Origin of the sequence: Rhodococcus sp. BL-253-APC-6A1W (assembly GCF_012843405.1) — a bacterium.
Taxonomy (GTDB): domain Bacteria; phylum Actinomycetota; class Actinomycetes; order Mycobacteriales; family Mycobacteriaceae; genus Rhodococcus.
The window spans coordinates 123,097-139,161 of the sequence record NZ_JABAFB010000009.1 but is presented as its reverse complement, the minus strand read 5'-3'; the positions used below and the strand labels follow the sequence as shown (position 1 = coordinate 139,161).

The window sequence follows — 16,065 nt, the reverse complement described above, 5'->3', positions numbered from 1 at the left end:
GGGTCGGGTGTGCTCCATGGTCGTCCTCCGGCGCATTTCCGCAACCCGTTCCCGGAACTTTCTCGTCCGTGCCGCCCCGAACCGTGCGTCGGCCGACCGCGCGGCTCAGCCGAGCGTGGTATCGGCGACGAAGCGCAGTACCTGCGGCCAGGAGAGCGCGTAGGCGTCCGCATTGACCTGATTGCCGTGCCGTGACCGCACGCTGAAGCCGTGTTCGGCACCGGGATAGACATGGATGATGGTTGCCCCGGTTCGGCGCTGCTGGAGCGCCTGCTGCAGGTCGCGGAAGATCTCTGCGGACATCACGGTGTCGGCGCCGGCGTGCAGCACCATGACCGGCGCGGTGATCGTCGAGGCCTGGTCGACCGCATCGAGGGTGTGGTTCGGCGGAGCCGAGTCCCAGATGGAGGGGTGGTACGCGACCACAGCGGCGGGCCGCTCGTCGCGTGCGGCGAGGAGCAGCGCGAGGCGTCCCCCGAGGCACCACCCGATCACGCCGATCTTCGACACGCCCAGCTCGTCGACGGCATAGTCCAGCAGCGTTCCCATCTCGGCGAGGGACGCCTCGTCGTCGAGTCGGCCCATCATCTCGGCGAGCCGGTCGTGCGGGGTGTCGTCGGCGCTCGGCCCGTGCCACGGGTCCCACACGAGCGCCGTGGCCCCGGCGCGCGCGATGTCCTCGGCGTATTCGCGGACCTGGGCGCCGATACCGGTGATCATCGGCAGGAGCAGCATCGCGCCGGTGCTGCCTCCGGCGGGACGGGCCAGGTAGGCGCGCAGTTCTCCGACGTGGAGGAAGTTCGCTTCGATGTCGGTCACGGGTGGGTCCCTTCGTGGCGGTCGGGCCGGAACTCCGGCCCGTGACGATCTTCGTACGGGGGCCGGGCCGATGCCGATCCCATTCGCCGGAAAAATTTGGAGAATTCCATTTCCGTTTGCGATAGTGTGGCTCTCATCACCTCGGCGACCGATGCCGAGAGTACTTCGGAGCCTCATGGCGACCGAGCGAACCTGTCAGGAAGGGGCGGTGGCATGACTCGCACCGTATTGGTCAGTGGCGGCACCGGCGGTCTCGGAGCAGCCGTGACGAAACACCTGCTCGATACCGGGTGGCGAGTGGTGGTGCCCTGGCTCGTGCGCGAAGAACTCAGCCGCGTCGGTACCCACCCCAACCTGCATCTCGTGCAGGCGAACCTCACCGACGACCAGCAACTCGAAGATGCGCTGGCGGTGGCCGGGGAAGATCCGGACGCGCCGCTGTTCGGCGTCGTCAACCTCGTCGGTGGATTCGCCTCGGGTCCGAAGGTCCACGAGACACCCATCGAGGTCCTCGACTCCCAGCTCGACCTCAACCTGCGGACCGCGTACGCCGTCAGCCAGGCAGCGCTGCCCCACCTGATCCGTCGCGGCGGTGGATCGATCGTCTGCATCTCCACCGCCGCGACGCGCAGCCCGTTCCCGGGCGGCGCGTCCTACATCGCGTCGAAGGCCGCCGTCTCCGCTCTCGTCGAGACGATGGCACTCGAGTACCGCGAAGACCACATCCGGGTCAACGCCTTGCTGCCCGTCGTGATCGACACACCCGCCAACCGCGCCGCGATGCCCGACGCCGATACCAGCAAGTGGTCGCAGCCGGCCGACGTCGCCAAGGTGATCGAGTTCCTGATCTCCGACGCGGGTTCGCCCGTCACGGGTGCGCTGATCCCCGTCACGAACGTCGGCTGACCGCGCTCAGCCCGTGACGCGTGCCGCGCACCGGCATCGACCGACATTGCGGTTCCGGTGATGCGGGCGCACTCACCTCGGCCGCGAGGAGCAGCATCGCTTATCGCGTTTCGTTGCCACCCGTACGTCGACCGTTCGTTGCACGCGACCGGACGAACCGGGCACACGACTCGATCGATGCGACTGAGACGCTGTGACCGGGATAAATCAGCGGCCATGTGTGCCCCTGATCCGCTACTACTTCCAGTGTGCAGGTGACGTTCGCGTTCGCGAGCGATTCGGCCAGCCCGAGCGCATCACCGACCAGTGCCTCGTTGCCGCCGACCTGGATCAGGGTGGGTGGGAAACCGGTGTGGTCGGCCAGCAACGGCGAGACCAGCGGGTCGCTGGCGGGGGCGCCCTGCAGATAGTCGTCCCGCGCCGACGCCGCCGTCGCCAACGGGAAGAAGACGTCGGGTGCCGTTTCGTAGAACGGTGACGAGCAGTGCAGGTCGAGCCAGGGCGACAGCAGCATCAACCCGTCGGGGCGGCGCACGTCGCTCGTCCTCGACGCGACGATCACCGCGGCGGCGAGACCGGCGCCCGCCGAGTCACCGCCGAGGATGATCGGTCCCTCCGCGGCGGATGCGAGCTGCTCGTAGACCGCGAGGGCATCACGCAGTCCGGCCGGGAACGGATTCTCCGGTGCGAGCCGGTAGCGCGGCAGGACAACCGTCGCCTCGGCGCCCACCGCCAGCGCCGCAGCATAGGCGTTGTATGCCTCCGGACTACCCATCCGGTAGCCGCCCCCGTGCAGGTAGAGGATGGTGGCCCGGTCACCGGCCCGAATGGTCCGGCACGGCACACCCGCGAAGTCCGCGTCGCCCGCCGCGACCCCCAGCGCGGGGTCGATCTCGGTCGCGGCGAACTTCGTGCGGCGTTCCCGCAATCCCGGACTCGCCGGTGTGCCCGTCCGTTCCGCGGGCAGCGACTTGTGCACTGTCGTCGGCATATCGTCTCCCAATGCTGATTACGAAGTGATGCTCACGAGCGGGCGGGCTCGACGAGCCTGCCCGGATGGCGAGTGGCAATCGTCCGACGGATGCCTTCACGCCAATCCACCGTGCACGGTCCGGTAATGGATGCGCGCCGCGTCGTGTCCGCGATCGATCCGCGCAGCGTCCCCTCGATAGGGACCACGTCGACGGTCTGGTCGAGGCCCATCAGCTCACCGGCATACGCCGCCCACTCCTGGACACTGACCGGATCGTCGCCGCCCCAGTTGACGATGAGTGCCGGCGTGGACGCTGCTTCGAGGAGGGCGCCGACCTGCATGTTGATGTCGTCTTCGTAGATCGGGCTGTACATGCACGGATCCCATCGCGTGGTGATCGACCGGCCTTCGACGAGGGCGTCGATGTGCATAGCAGGCAGTCCACCGTTGGGACCGTACGAGGCGTTCATCCGAGCGATCGTGACCGGAATGCCGAAGGCGCGGGCGGCGAACCGAGCGGTGGCTTCCTGGCTGATCTTCGACATCGAGTAGGTCGGGGTGTGGGTGCTGTTGCACTCTCCCAGTGGCGACTGCTCGGTGAACACGTACATGGGGTCGTCCTGCGGGCGGTAGACCGAATGGGTCGACATCACGAGGGCACCCTTGGCGGATCGGCAGTGCTGCAAGAGAAGCCCGGTGCCTTCCGCGTTGGCGCGGATCGCGGCGTCGTAGTCCCATCCCGGAGCCAGACTCGCCGCCAGGTGTACGACGTACGTGAAATCCGTCGGGACACCGTCGAAGTCGCCGCTGCCGAGATCACACGCGACCGGGACTATTCCCGCTTCGCTCACCCGCTGCCGGGCATCGGGGCGGCTGTACCGCGCCAGCCCCCACACCTCGTTCTCTGCCGCCAGCATCCGTGCGATCGGGAAAGCGATCTGACCGGTCACCCCGGTCACCAGAATCTTCTCGCCGCTCAACACGGGCATCACCACAGTTCGTCGGTGTACTTGTCCGTACCGATCTCGGTCGGGATGAACGGTGAGGCGAAGGTGACGCGACCCGCGCCCGAGCTCTCGATGTTCGCGGCGTAGTCGACGATGTGCTGCCAGCTCTCGGCGGGATCGCCCTCGAGGAAGCACATCTGAAGGATGCGCTCGGTGGATCCGCCGTCGTTGCCCATCTTCATCGGCACGTTGTGATCGGCGGGCCAGGGCTTCATCCGCCAGTTGCTCACGAGATCGACCGTGCCGGTGGCAAGGAGCTTCTCGACCGGGCTGCTGTTGATGATCTCGAGGGCGGCATCGCGGGCAACGCCCTCGGCCGGCTCGATCATGACGGTGACGAGTCCGCGGTAGTTGTGGTCGAGCGCGAGTTCGAGAGGAACGCCGTCCTCGTGTGCCGAGATGTTCGAGTCCGGCAGATACTGGCCGGTGTGCACGTGCTCACGCTCGGCGAAACCGCGTCCCGCAGCGTACAACTCGCCTACCTGGGTACGCGCCCAGGCTTCGGCTTCCTCGATCTCCGGTTCGTGCACCCAGTAGATCGCGAGGTACGAGCCATCCTCGGTCTTGGTCGCGACCGGGCCGGTCTCCGGGAAGCGCAGGTCCTTGAGCCACTTCGGCGCCACCCAGCGGCTACCGGCGAACCAGCCGGGACCGATCATGCAACCCGAGTAGCGGTGGTCGCGCTCGTACCAGCGGTTGTATGCGACCTCGTGACCGCGCGCCGGGTCCACCATGGTGAACAGCGCTTGGCCGAGTCTCACCGGAGTCAACGTCATTACTCTCTCCTTCGTTTTCTGGCACGGACACGCGCGCAGCCGTTACATCGGCTGCGCGCGGTCCCGGAACAATTCCTGTGGGCGACGTCCGGGTGAGTCAGCGAATCGCGGCGATGCCTTCGAACTCGTCGTCCTCACGCCACTTGCGGAGAAGGTCGAAGTACTCGTAGCCCGGTCCGTACAAGCCGCCGACGAGCGTGCTGCGCTTGTCGTCGACGCGGCCCTCGTTGTTGTAGTGGCCCGGGGTGCACGAGGTGTTCCAGTCGCGCCGCATCTCTGCGTGCTCGGCGATGGTCGCGTTCCATCCGGCTTCCGCCTCGGCGGTGGGTTCGATCGCCCGGATGCCCTCGTTCAAGCACTTGCCGACCATGTAGACCATGTGCCGGGCCTGGTTGTCGATGAGGTTCGAGATGTTCGATACCTGCGTCGACTGGGTGAAGCCCAGGAAGAACAGGTTCGGGAAGTCCTTGCTGAGGAAGCCGTGGTAGGTGCTGACGCCCTCGGCGAACTTCTTCGACAGCCGGTTGCCGTTGCGGCCCAGCACGTCGTAACCCGCCTTGTCGGTCCAGGTGCGTCCCTGCTGGAAGCCGGTCGCGTAGATGATGAGGTCGACTTCGTACTCTCGGTCACCGACGACGATGCCCTTCTCGGTGATCCGGTCGATCGGTGTGGTGGACGTGTCGACGATGTCGACGGACTCCTTGTTGAAGGCAGGCAGGAAGTCGTCGCTGAAGCCGGGCCGCTTGCACATGGTGCGGTAGTAGGTCTTGAGCTTGTCGGCCTTGGCCGGGTCGGTGATGATGGCGTCGACGCGGTCTCGCAGCATCTCGTTCCACTCGTAGTCCGAGCGCTCCATCGCGTCCATGTACTGCTCGAGGGTCGGTTCCGCGCCGCCGGCCCCGTAGATCGCGCGCATTTGGTACTTCGCGAACTTGATCCAACCGTCGTCGACATCGCAGTCGGCGGTGGCACGATCCATCGCGCACTTGTCGAAGGATGCGCGGCGCTCACGATGCCACCCTTCGGGCAGGGACTTGAACCATTCGACATCGGTCGGAGCGTTCTCGCGGGGCGCAATCTGAGTAGGCGTGCGCTGGAAGACGACCAGCGACTTCGCATACTCGGCGAGCTGCGGAATAGCCTGCACGCCTGTGGCACCGGTTCCGATGATGGCCACACGCTTGTCGTGCAACCCGGTCAGATTCCCGGTGATGTCACCGCCCGTGTACTCATAGTCCCAGCGGCTCGTGTGGAAGCTGTGGCCGGCGAACTTCTCGAGCCCCGGGATGCCGGGCAGCTGGGGGCGGCTGAACAGACCGCTCTGGGTCGAGACGAACCGGGCACGGAACACATCGCCGCCGTCGGTGCGTACCGTCCACCGCGCCGAGTCTTCGTCCCACTCCATCTCGGTGACCCGCGTCTGGAACAGGGCGTGCTCGTACAGGCCGAACTGCGAGCAGAGGGACTGGGTGTAGGCGAAGATCTCGCTGCCGCGGGTGTACCGCTCCGTCGGGATGTAACCGGTCTCTTCGAGGTACGGCAGGTAGATGTACGACTCGATGTCGCAGCGCACACCCGGGTAACGGTTCCAGTACCAAGTACCGCCGAAATCGCTTGCGACATCGAGGATTTTGAAGTTCGTGACACCGACCTTCTTGAGCTCGATGCCGGTACTGATGCCCATGAAGCCGGCGCCGATGACGAGCATGTCGAGATCAGCGGTCTCAGGGGGTGCGGTGCGGGGGCCGTCCGCGTGTGGATCGGCGTCGAACGAGGCGAACTTGCCGTCGAAATCGATGGCCTGGAAGGTGTCGGCACCGGTGTTCGGCAGGCGCTTGTCGCGCTCTTCCGCGTATTTCTGGCGGAACCATTCGAGGTCGTCGACCTTGCGCTGGGGTTCCCAGAGGTGTGGATCGCGTGCTGTCTTGTCGGGGGCGGTCATGAAAGTCCTTTGGTCGTCACTGCGTCGGCATGTGCGATCCGGCGACGGTGGGATCGGTCGCCGTGACGCACTCAGCGATCTATCGGGGGAAGCTGTAATCCGGCGCAGATCCCGTCACCAGGGGGTGCCGGCGGGGATGTGCATGAGCTCGACTCGGTTACCGTCGGGGTCGGCCACGAACACGAACTGCGGGGCGGTCGGATCGCCCGCACCTGCGCGGGTCTGCGGCACCAGGACGCCGCCGAATTCACACAGCGCGTCGGCTGCGGCGTCGATGTCCTCGGCGAAGAACGACAGGTGGGTCATGCCCAGATGGTTGCGGCGTGTGGGCGGGGTCCCGATCACGCCGGGCTGCCGGTAGGAGAGCAGCTCGATGCGCAGGCCGTCCTTCTCCAAAAAAGACGAGGTGAGGCTGCACGGCGCGTCGACCTCGGGGATCTGCTCGTCGATATCGTATTCCATGATCTTGACGAAACCCAGTCCGTCGCAGTAGAAGCGAAGACTCTTGGCGAGGTCGGAAACACACAGTCCGACGTGCGAGGTGCGGTACGTGTGCACGGCCGCCTCGGTGTTCTCGGTCATCCGGAGGTCCTTGTCGTGTGAGAGGTTCGTCAGCCGACGGCGACCGGGGTTACCGGGCTCGCGGTGGCGCCCGTGATCTTCAATGCGCCGATGGTCAGCAGGAACTCGTAGCACCGGTCGGCTGCCAGTTCTGCAAGGTTCATGTTCTCGACCAGGTAGATACCGTGCTCGACGAGCAGGATGATGTGCCCACCGAGGTAAACGTTCTGATCGAACGGGATGGGTTCGATTGCGGCGTTGTCGGAGCCGACCAGCGCAACGTCCTTCTCCGCGAGGAAGGCGGCCGCTTCGAGACCGACGCCCGGTTGCGGCATCATCTCGCCTTGGTTGGCCAAGTAGTCCTCGAGCCATCCCGTACGGATGAGTACCAGGTCGCCCGTCTGCAGTTCGATACCCTGCTCGTCCAGTGCCTTCTGCAGATCGGCCACGGTGATGACGTAGCCCGGTTCGAGCAGGTCGACACCCTTGGAGGCTGCGACGTCGATGAGGACGCCGCGGCCGGCGATTCCGCCGACCTTGTCGATGCTGCACTTGGCAGCACCCGAGTACGGGGTGACCTGGTCGGCGGGGTAGCCGTTATAGATCTTGTTGTCTGCGTACACGTGACACAGTGCGTCCATGTGCGTCGAGGTGTGCGACGGCATGACGAGTTGGTCCTCGTTGGCGCCGACTCCGGGCGCGCCACCGTTGGCGCGGGCCATCGCCTCGTCCTGATGATTGGTCAGGGTGAGTCGCTGTGGGATGCCGCGGTATTCGAGGTTCGGCACCCCGGACCGCTGGATCGGAATGCTGAGACTGTAGGTCTTGCCCGTCTTGGGAAGCCTGAGGGCGGCGAGGACCCGCTCCGGCGTGAGGTGATTGAGAGCGCCCAACTCATCCGACTCGCCCCAACGGCCCCAGTTCGACTTACGCGTGCTCAACATCGACTCCTCAACATCGTGTCCTCGTAGCGAGGTTCGGGGTGGTTGTCGGTCGGTTTCGGGGACATGCCGGACAACGAGTGCGAATCGAATCCGTGAGCCACGACATTTACCGTCCGCCTTGTGACCGGACTCACTGTAGCCATCGGCTACGTTCGCGTCAACATCCTGGTTTCGATTCGGTTCCACTCGATTCTGCTCACACAGGCATTCCGGCCCGTATCGAAAATCCGCGAAATAGCGACGGCGGGTGAATGTTTAAGTGTCGTCTCCACGGAGCCGGGAAGCTCCCATTGGCAATTCCGGATCCGCGTGAGCAGCCGGATGCAGACCGACAGAGCTCGACGTCGACCGCAGCGTCAACCAGTCGGGAGACGGAAGATCCGTTCCCCGATGAAGACGGATTCCGATCCGTGGGCGAGGTCATGTTCGTGCCCGAAGACCGAACACCATCCCGCCGCAACTCCGTTGTCCTGCTTCTCTTTTCATCGTTCCCGCCCCACGCCCCTGTCACCGCGTGAGCGAACGAAACGTACTACTGCGCTTCGGTGAAGTCGAAGTGCGACTCGTCCGGGCTCTTGCACAGTTCGTAGTACTGCTCACCGTTCCACGGTGCATTCATCTGCAGCCGGCCGAACTCGTTGACGTAGTAGTTCTTCTCCATCGCAGAGTTCGGCATGAGGTAGATGAGTTTCTTGGCTTCCTCGTGCAACTGCTCGTTGTACTCGTCGAAGGCGTCCCTGCGGATGACCATCGACTTCCGGCCCTTCTCGAGCATGCCGACGATGCATTCGGCGATGTAGCGAGTCCAGATCTCGAACCACGTGGGCAGTCCCGCTCCGCTCGCCACCGGCTGCGAGTTGGGGCCGTACAGCATGAACATGTTGGGGAATCCGGGCACGGTCATGCCGAGATGCGCCTGAGCGCCCTGCGCGGTCCAGACGTCCTCGAGGCTTGCTCCGCCGAGGCCGTAGTACTGCGTCGGCCAGATGTACTTTTCGGTCTGGAAGCCGACCGCAGCGATGACCAGATCCGTCTCGCGGGTCTCCCCCTCGGTGGTGACGATCGCGGTATCGGTCATCCGCTCGATCGGCGTCGTGACGAGTTCGACATTGTTCCTCGTCAACGAGGCGTACCAGTTGTTGTCGACCACCGGGCGCCGCGTCATCGGCGGGTAGTCCGGGACAAGCTTGTCGATGAGGTCCTGGCGGCCGTCGACCTGGTTCGAGATGTAGGCGATAAGCATCTCGCGCAGCATGTCGTTGCGCTCGCTGATGTGACCGCCCCCGGCGATCCACTCCTCGTCGGGCATGAGCACATTACGCAGATCGATCGTGCTCAGTCCGGCAACGTACTTGTTCCAGTTCCAGTAGAAGGGCATGTTCTGGATCAGCCACTGCAGTTCATCGGCGATCGGCACGCCGTAGTTGGTGCGCGGCGAGATCCACTGCGGCGTCCGCTGGTACACCACTACCGAGTCGGCCTTCTCGGCCACCTTCGACAGGAGCTGGACTCCGGTTGATCCGTTACCGATGACGGCGACCTTCTTGCCGGCGTACTCGACATCCTCGCTCCACTGGGCGGTGTGCACAATCCGGCCGGTGAATCCGGAAACACCCTCCACCGACAGCTCACGCGGTGTCGCGAAGACACCGCTCGCGGCGACCACCACGTTCGCTTCGACCTCCGCGACCGAGTCCTCGCCCCGCACGGTCATCGTCCAGCACTGGGTGGTTTCGTCGAAACGGGCTTCCTGAACGTCGGCGTCGAACCGGATATGTTCGTAGACGCCATATTTGCGCGCTACGTGGTCGATGTACTCTCGGACATCCGACTGCCGGCCGAAGTACTCGGTCCACGGATACTTCTTTTCGAACGCGTACTCGTAGGTGAAGCTCAGCGTGTCGACACGGACGTCCGGGTAGGTGTTGATGCTCCACACCCCGCCGACCTCGGCGCGACGCTCGTAGATCGTGAACGGGATGCCGAGCTGCACGAGCTGCACCCCCATGGCGACACCGGCAAACCCGGCACCGACGATCGCGACGTGGTAACCCTCCGGGATCGTCTTCTCCCCGGTCCACTGTGCCTGGAATGGCATGTCCTCGAAGGCCGGGATGTGGTGGCGCATGATCAGGTCGTCGGGCCCCAGTTCGCGGGCTTCGGCCATCTCGAGCAACTCGACGACTTCGTCGCGCGACGGGATGGGCAGTGCGGGTTCGTAGGGTTCGGTGAGCAGGTAGTCGACGGCTTTCGCTCGGATGAGTGCGACATCGTGGTCGGAGAACACGATGGCGTCCGTCGTCGGGCCGAAGACACGTTCGGGGGTGATCGCGGCGATCTCCGCGTCACGGGTCGCCTGGTACAGCGCCATCCGCAACGCATTCGTGTCGGCGCATTCGACGGCGCGCTCTATGTAGCTACGTCCTGGCATGGTTGTTCCAATTCTCGATTCGGGGGGCACGGGGGGCGTGTCACTCGTCAGCCGCGCCGGACAGGGCCCGCTGGTCGATGACGAATTGCCGGAGATGCTGCTTGCGGATCTTCATCGTCGGTGTCTTCGGCATCTCCGAGACGATCACGACGTCCTCGGGAAACTTCGCGGGCGAGATACCGGCGTCACGGCAGTACGTGCGGAGCGTATCGACGTCGAGGGCCGCTGCGCCGTCCTGCAGTTGGAGAACTGCACAGATGCGCTCACCCGACCGGTCGTCGGGCAGGCCGATGACGGCGACGTCGGCGACGGCAGAATGGGCCGCGAGGACCTCTTCGATCTCGGTAGGGCTGATCGACTCGCCCTTGCGGATGATCAGGTCCTTCTCCCGGCCGACCAGGACCAGGTGCCCCTCCGGCTCGAGCTTTCCGGTGTCACCTGTGAACATCCAGCCCTCTGCATCGAAGGGACGGATGATCTCGCCGTCGGTGCGGTACTCCTTGAACAGCATCGGGCCGCGCAGCCATATCCTTCCGACCCGGCCGGTGGGCAAGACTTCGTCGTCCTCGGTGCGGATCTGTATCTCGCAACCCAGGACCGGGCGGCCGGAGGTGGTGGCCAGCTGCTCGACGCTGTCGTCCATCCGAGCCGAGGTGATCATCGGACACTCGGTCATGCCGTAGGCATGCAGGATCGGAATGCCCATCTCGGCGAGCACGTCCCGGAACAGACTCTCCGGCATCGGCGCTCCCCCGCCGGTCACCATACGCAGGGTCGGAACCACCGGGTTCCCCGGATTCTTCCGCTGCTCCTCGAGCAGCAGGGCGTAGTGCGGGGTCGATCCGCCGGTGATGGTCACCCCCGTCCGGCGCATCAGCTCCACTGCGGCAGCCGGCGCGTAGACCTCCATGACCACCAACGACATTCCGGTGGCCAGCGAAGCGATCAGCAGATCGGGACCACCGATATGTGCGTACGGGAAGAAGATGGTGCCGGTGTCGTCGGCGGTCGCACCGATCGCATCGGCCAGCGCGACACCGCCGGCGATGAGCGTGCCGTCCGTGTGACAGACGCCCTTGGGTGCCGAGGTAGTACCGGAAGTGGTGTAGATCCAGCGCACCTCGTCGCGGCCGACCGGCGCGGGAGGAAGACTGGCCGGGTCACCGTCGGGCAGTTCCGAGGAGACAACCATCAGGTTCAGGAGATCACCGCTCGCCGCGCGCAATTCCTCGGCCATGGCCCCGTGGTCGAAACCGCGGAACTCCCCCAGGGTGATGAGCCAATCCGACTCGCACTGGGCGATCATGGCCCCGACCTCACGTGCCCGATAGAGCGGGATGATCGGGTTCTGGGTCACGCCGAGACGCGACAGCGCCAGGCTGAGCACGATGGTCTCGATGCGTGTGGGCAGTTGCCAGCTCACCGTGGAGCGGGGTTCGACCCCGCGGGCCAGCAGGCCGGCCGCGACGCGTTCGGCCATGGAGACGACCTCGGTGAAAGTCATGCGGCGATCGAACTCGTCGATGACGGCGACGGTCTCACCGCTGGTCTCAGCTCGCAGGGCCAGCAGATCCCACAGGGAGACTGCGTCGTTCGGCGCGATGTCCGAGTTCACGACTTCTCCTTATTTGCATCCGACGGAAGGGGACCAGGTGTCAAGAGCGGGTATCCGGTGCGCAGCAGGGCGTTCGCGTGTCCGTGCCAGTGGATGTCGAAGGCCGATTGCAATGCGGCCTGCTGGCCCATGATGTCGAGGGTCTGGTTGACGGCGCGCTTGGCGGTGGCCAGGCCCCACGCATCCATCTCCGCGATCTCGCGCGCCAGTTCCATGGTCTGCGTGCCGAGTTCGTCGAGCGGGACCACCCGGTTCACCATGCCGGCGGCGAACGCTTCGGCCGCGGTGAGCTTCCGGGCCGTGAACAGCATTTCCTTGGCACGACGAGCACCGAGTTCCCAGGTGTGCGCGTGGTATTCGACGCCACCGACACCGAACTTGACCACCGGGTCGCTGAAGTAGGTGTTATCGGCCGCGATGATCAGATCGCACGGCCAGATGACGTTGAGGGCACCGGCGACGCAGGCGCCCTGGACAGCTGCGATCGACGGCTTGGGGACGTCTCGCCACTTGCGGGAAAAGCCGAGATAGTGCTCGGTCTCCCAGCCGTAGGCGCTCTCGAGGGTGGTCTTGCCCTCCTTGAAGTACCCCGGGGCCGGGGTCTTCAGGTCATGGCCTGCGGAGAAGTGATCGCCGTTGGCGCGCACGACGATCACCTTGACCTCGTCGTCGGCGGCGGCCTGCTGCCAGCGGGCGTCGAGGTCACGCAGCAGGGACGCATCCTGGGCGTTGTGCTTGTCCGGTCGATTGAGACTGATGACGGCGACGGCGTCGTCGACCCGGTAGTCGATGTAGCTCATCGGCCGGCCCCTGTGTAGATGTGGTCGAGGGCCGCGACGATGTCGGCGTCGTTGCGTGTGGCCGAGCCGAAGTCGAACTGCCAGCGCTTCGCGGCGTCGGTGAACAGGTGCACATTCGACTCGACCATGTAGCCGATGCCGGCGTGGACCTCGTGCGCCGAGTGGACTATCTCCAGTGCAGCTTTCGCCGCCTGTTTACACATCAGACCGATGTGGGGCTGCGGATCGAGGCCGGTGTCGAGGGCGGCGGCGGCCGCCCGCGTGTGCACCGAGGTGAAGTGCGCAGCGATCGCGATGTCGGTGCACAGGTATTGCACCGCCTGGAATCGGCCGATCGGTCCACCGAACTGGTGTCGTTGCTGCGCGTACAGCACGGTCATGTCCAGCAGTTTCAATCCGGCACCGTAGACCTGCGCGGCGCGCAGCACCGCTCCGCGCTGCGCTGCGACCTCGACGGCGCGGTCGGCGTCGAGGCCGCGGGCCAGCACCGCCGCGTCGGTGACCGGTGTGCTGTCGAACCTCACTGCGAACAAGGGGTGCCCACCCATGTTCGGCATCGCTTCGACACCGGCCACCGAGCTCGGCTGCACCACAGCCACAACGCTTTCCCTACCGGCTGCGTACACGAGGTAACTGTCGGCGCTGTCGGCGTGGTCCACGGCCAACGCGACTCCGTTGAGCACGCCGTTCTCGTACGTCACCGTCGAGCCCCATTCGGGGGACGGGAACACCGGGACCACCACGACCTCGCCGTTGCCGATCCGCTCGGCGAGGCTCGTCGCCTCGTCGGTGCCGATGACCAGTGCGGCGTCGCGGGACATCGTCAACTCGAGCAGCGGGGTGGCGGCCAGCGCCCTGCCCATCTCGACAAAGATGCCGGCGATCGTCGCAAGTGACGGACTGTCGGCGTCGGCGCCGGTCGGATCACCGAGTTGCAGCCAGCCGAGTTCGGCGAACTGCGCGACCTGTTCCACCAACGGAACAGTGTTGGATCGGTCTTCGAGCGGCGAGTACCGCGCGAACACCGACTTGCTCACATCTGCGAGGGCAGTGAAGTCCTCGCCCCATGCCAATTCCATCTTCAGCTCCTATCGGGGCAGGCCGAGGCCCCGCGTCGCGAGCACCATCCGCTTGAGTTGGGACGTTCCTCCGGCGTGGTTGGCAAAGGACTGCCGGTACCACGCCTCAGGCCTTCCACTGAGGGGGGCGTACGCCGACCCCGACTGCAGTTGACTGGTCGGGCCGAGCACTCGGTCGTAGATCTGAGCGAACAGCGGCTCGTACTCCTTGGCCGCGACCTGCTGGACGCCGCCGCCCCAGGGGGTCAGCCGACCGTGGGCATTGTCGCCGATGATCTCGTAGGCGAGCAGGCGCTGGGTCTGGACGATGCCTGCGAGTTCGGCAAGGTCGGCTTGCACGTGCGGGTCGTCGAGCTTGCCCGGGACCGCCTTACAGTGCTCGATGAGATCGCGCAGACGTGCTTCTTGCATCGCGTAGATCGGTTCGACGGTCCCCGAGGCGTAGAAAGCTCGCATGATGTATTGCCAGCCCTTGCCTTCTTCACCGATCAGCGAGGTCTCCGGCACTCGAACGTGATCGAGGTAGGTGCTGGACTGGACGCCACCGCCGTAGTTGCGCATCGGATGGAGGGTTACGCCGGGACTCTTCAGGTCGACCACGAAGATGCTGATCGCATCACGCGAGCCGGCGTCGGTCGCCGTGCGGGCAGCCACATACAGTACGTCGGACATCGGCCCCCAGGAAGTGAACGCCTTCTCTCCGGTGATGACCCACTCGTCACCCTCCCGGACGGCTTTCGTCCGTAGGGAGCCGAGATCGGAGCCCGCTCCCGGCTCGGTGAGCCCTTCGGCCCAGAGAGTCCGCATGTTCGCGATGTCCGGCAGGAGACGCTTCTTCTGCTCCTCGGTGCCGCCCACCAGGATCGTGCCCGCGGCGAGGAAGATTCCGACGGAATTGACCATCGGCGCGTCGGCCGCGTACAGCTCCTCGAGGAGGATCTGGTTCGCGATCGGGGGCAGCTCCTTGCCTCCGTACTCCTTCGGCCAGGTCAGACCGATCCACCCCTTGGCGGCGACCTTCTTGCTGAATTCGACGGCGATCGCCCACTGATCGGGTGCATCGTCGAACTCGGGGTTGAAGGCGTGTCCCTGGGGCAGTTCGGCGTCGAGGAACTCCCTGATCTCGGCCCGCCAAGCCTCGTGTTCCGCTGTCAGTGTGGGTCTCATGAGACGTTGTCCGCCTGAAATTCGTCGGTGCCTGCGGTCTGCTCGGCGGCGCCGTAACCGAGGTGGCCCTCGGGGTAGAAGCGGCGAGCCCACTGGCGGATGTCACGGAAGCCTGCCGCCTCTGCGGTCGCCAGGCCCGGCGGCTCGGTGTATCGCTGGTGTTCCCAGATAGCGATGTCGGCCTCGAGCTGGCCGATCGCATTGCGCTGGCGTTTCGTCACTCGTGCGTCGTCCTGGCCGTCCTCCTTGCTCGCCCACGCGGAAAAGCGCACGATCGAACGCTCGTCGTCGACAGGGGTCACCGCGGTCAGGGAGCAGATGGCGCCGACGCCGTCTGCGTACGAGTAGCCCAGTCCCAGACCGAGGAGTGACGCTCTGGTCCGGCCCTCGACGAGTTCGAATTCGCCGTCGGCGCCGCGACGCTTGAAGTGCAGGGCAAGTTCGGTTTTGAAGTCGTACTCACCGAACTCGCGGTGTACCACCGTAGGGATCTCGTCGGCGCGGTGGACGTACTTGAAGTGCGCGAAGTCGACGCCGTTCTCGGCGGCGTACTGCGGGTGGATCGGCAGCGCGGCCGACTCGAAACGGCCGGCCTCCGCCGGCTCGTGGTAATCGTTCGCCGAACCGCAACCCGGAAAAAGGTCGAAGACGCTGGGCACCTCGTACAGCGGTTCGCGGCCGTCGACGTCGTGCCAGATATACATGATCCCGTCGCTTTCGGCCGTAGACCAGGTACCGATCTTGCGGACTCGGTTCGCAGCCTTCTGGTACGGAATGCAGGTGTTGCGGCCTTCCTGGTTCCATTGCCAGCCGTGGAACGGGCATCGGATGTCGTCGCCGGAAACTGTGCCACCGTGGCCCATATGGGCGCCGAGGTGCTCACAGTATGCGTTCAGAACCACCAGGCGGCCGCTCTGGGCACGGTAAGCGACGAGGTCCTGACCGAAGTAGCGCAGCGGCTTCACATCGCCGATCTCGAGGTCGGCGGACCAGCCGATCTGGAACCACCCCGTCGGCTTCATCGATAACGCCATGGGCGACACTT

Annotated in this window: 14 protein-coding genes; 1 reads left to right on the top strand and 13 read right to left on the bottom strand. The window is 65.3% G+C overall.

The genetic code is table 11. The features are described 5' to 3' along the window. Window positions 1-105 precede the first annotated feature (105 nt). A complete protein-coding gene (locus HF877_RS15605) occupies window positions 106-819 on the bottom strand; it encodes an alpha/beta fold hydrolase (RefSeq protein ID WP_346765189.1) in 714 nt (237 codons plus the stop codon). Between the two features lie 213 nt (window positions 820-1,032). On the opposite strand from HF877_RS15605, the gene HF877_RS15600 reads away from it, so the two are divergent. Next, on the top strand, window positions 1,033-1,725 hold the full coding sequence (locus HF877_RS15600; protein WP_169622098.1) for an SDR family NAD(P)-dependent oxidoreductase: 693 nt from the start codon (window positions 1,033-1,035) through the stop codon (window positions 1,723-1,725). Between the two features lie 100 nt (window positions 1,726-1,825). Here HF877_RS15600 and HF877_RS15595 read toward each other — a convergent pair whose 3' ends face one another. The 12 genes from HF877_RS15595 to HF877_RS15540 all read right to left on the bottom strand — a co-directional run bounded on the left by HF877_RS15595 (window position 1,826) and on the right by HF877_RS15540 (window position 16,054). Beyond that, window positions 1,826-2,716 (bottom strand): alpha/beta hydrolase, encoded by an 891-nt coding sequence (locus tag HF877_RS15595; protein ID WP_169622097.1) that lies wholly within the window; start codon window positions 2,714-2,716, stop codon window positions 1,826-1,828. A 32-nt stretch (window positions 2,717-2,748) separates the two neighbouring features. Then, on the bottom strand, window positions 2,749-3,687 hold the full coding sequence (locus tag HF877_RS15590) for an NAD(P)-dependent oxidoreductase (protein ID WP_206037180.1): 939 nt from the start codon (window positions 3,685-3,687) through the stop codon (window positions 2,749-2,751). After that, window positions 3,687-4,481, bottom strand: coding sequence for a hypothetical protein (locus tag HF877_RS15585; RefSeq protein ID WP_169622096.1), 795 nt, complete (start codon window positions 4,479-4,481; stop codon window positions 3,687-3,689). Before HF877_RS15585 ends, HF877_RS15590 begins: the two co-directional genes overlap by 1 nt. A 97-nt stretch (window positions 4,482-4,578) precedes the next feature. After that, window positions 4,579-6,423, bottom strand: coding sequence for an NAD(P)/FAD-dependent oxidoreductase (locus HF877_RS15580; protein ID WP_169622095.1), 1,845 nt, complete (start codon window positions 6,421-6,423; stop codon window positions 4,579-4,581). 114 nt (window positions 6,424-6,537) lie between these two features. Continuing rightward, window positions 6,538-7,005, bottom strand: a complete 468-nt coding sequence (locus HF877_RS15575; RefSeq protein WP_169622094.1) for a VOC family protein — start codon at window positions 7,003-7,005, stop codon at window positions 6,538-6,540. Between the two features lie 29 nt (window positions 7,006-7,034). Continuing rightward, window positions 7,035-7,928 carry a cyclase family protein gene (locus HF877_RS15570; RefSeq protein ID WP_169622093.1) on the bottom strand — a complete coding sequence of 298 codons (894 nt, stop codon included), beginning with the start codon at window positions 7,926-7,928 and terminating at the stop codon, window positions 7,035-7,037. Between the two features lie 532 nt (window positions 7,929-8,460). Beyond that, window positions 8,461-10,359 carry an NAD(P)/FAD-dependent oxidoreductase gene (locus tag HF877_RS15565; protein ID WP_169622092.1) on the bottom strand — a complete coding sequence of 633 codons (1,899 nt, stop codon included), beginning with the start codon at window positions 10,357-10,359 and terminating at the stop codon, window positions 8,461-8,463. 40 nt (window positions 10,360-10,399) lie between these two features. Beyond that, window positions 10,400-11,974: an AMP-binding protein gene (locus tag HF877_RS15560; protein ID WP_169622091.1), complete on the bottom strand. Its 1,575-nt coding sequence runs from the start codon at window positions 11,972-11,974 to the stop codon at window positions 10,400-10,402. Beyond that, complete coding sequence (locus HF877_RS15555; RefSeq protein ID WP_169622090.1) at window positions 11,971-12,774, bottom strand: enoyl-CoA hydratase; 804 nt, start codon at window positions 12,772-12,774, stop codon at window positions 11,971-11,973. The genes HF877_RS15560 and HF877_RS15555 overlap by 4 nt, the downstream gene beginning before the upstream one ends. Then, window positions 12,771-13,853 carry an acyl-CoA dehydrogenase family protein gene (locus HF877_RS15550; RefSeq protein WP_169622089.1) on the bottom strand — a complete coding sequence of 361 codons (1,083 nt, stop codon included), beginning with the start codon at window positions 13,851-13,853 and terminating at the stop codon, window positions 12,771-12,773. Before HF877_RS15550 ends, HF877_RS15555 begins: the two co-directional genes overlap by 4 nt. 9 nt (window positions 13,854-13,862) lie before the next feature. Beyond that, a complete protein-coding gene (locus HF877_RS15545) occupies window positions 13,863-15,020 on the bottom strand; it encodes an acyl-CoA dehydrogenase family protein (RefSeq protein ID WP_169622088.1) in 1,158 nt (385 codons plus the stop codon). Further along, window positions 15,017-16,054, bottom strand: coding sequence for a Rieske 2Fe-2S domain-containing protein (locus tag HF877_RS15540; protein WP_206037179.1), 1,038 nt, complete (start codon window positions 16,052-16,054; stop codon window positions 15,017-15,019). The genes HF877_RS15545 and HF877_RS15540 overlap by 4 nt, the downstream gene beginning before the upstream one ends. Window positions 16,055-16,065 lie beyond the last annotated feature (11 nt).

Coding starts and splice junctions, on each gene's coding strand:
- HF877_RS15550 (WP_169622089.1), bottom strand. CDS start 13,853: ATGGAATTGGCATGGGGCGAGGACTTCACTGCCCTCGCAGATGTGAGC.
- HF877_RS15575 (WP_169622094.1), bottom strand. CDS start 7,005: ATGACCGAGAACACCGAGGCGGCCGTGCACACGTACCGCACCTCGCAC.
- HF877_RS15565 (WP_169622092.1), bottom strand. CDS start 10,359: ATGCCAGGACGTAGCTACATAGAGCGCGCCGTCGAATGCGCCGACACG.
- HF877_RS15545 (WP_169622088.1), bottom strand. CDS start 15,020: ATGAGACCCACACTGACAGCGGAACACGAGGCTTGGCGGGCCGAGATC.
- HF877_RS15600 (WP_169622098.1), top strand. CDS start 1,033: ATGACTCGCACCGTATTGGTCAGTGGCGGCACCGGCGGTCTCGGAGCA.
- HF877_RS15580 (WP_169622095.1), bottom strand. CDS start 6,423: ATGACCGCCCCCGACAAGACAGCACGCGATCCACACCTCTGGGAACCC.
- HF877_RS15540 (WP_206037179.1), bottom strand. CDS start 16,054: ATGGCGTTATCGATGAAGCCGACGGGGTGGTTCCAGATCGGCTGGTCC.
- HF877_RS15595 (WP_169622097.1), bottom strand. CDS start 2,716: ATGCCGACGACAGTGCACAAGTCGCTGCCCGCGGAACGGACGGGCACA.
- HF877_RS15585 (WP_169622096.1), bottom strand. CDS start 4,481: ATGACGTTGACTCCGGTGAGACTCGGCCAAGCGCTGTTCACCATGGTG.
- HF877_RS15555 (WP_169622090.1), bottom strand. CDS start 12,774: ATGAGCTACATCGACTACCGGGTCGACGACGCCGTCGCCGTCATCAGT.
- HF877_RS15570 (WP_169622093.1), bottom strand. CDS start 7,928: ATGTTGAGCACGCGTAAGTCGAACTGGGGCCGTTGGGGCGAGTCGGAT.
- HF877_RS15590 (WP_206037180.1), bottom strand. CDS start 3,687: ATGCCCGTGTTGAGCGGCGAGAAGATTCTGGTGACCGGGGTGACCGGT.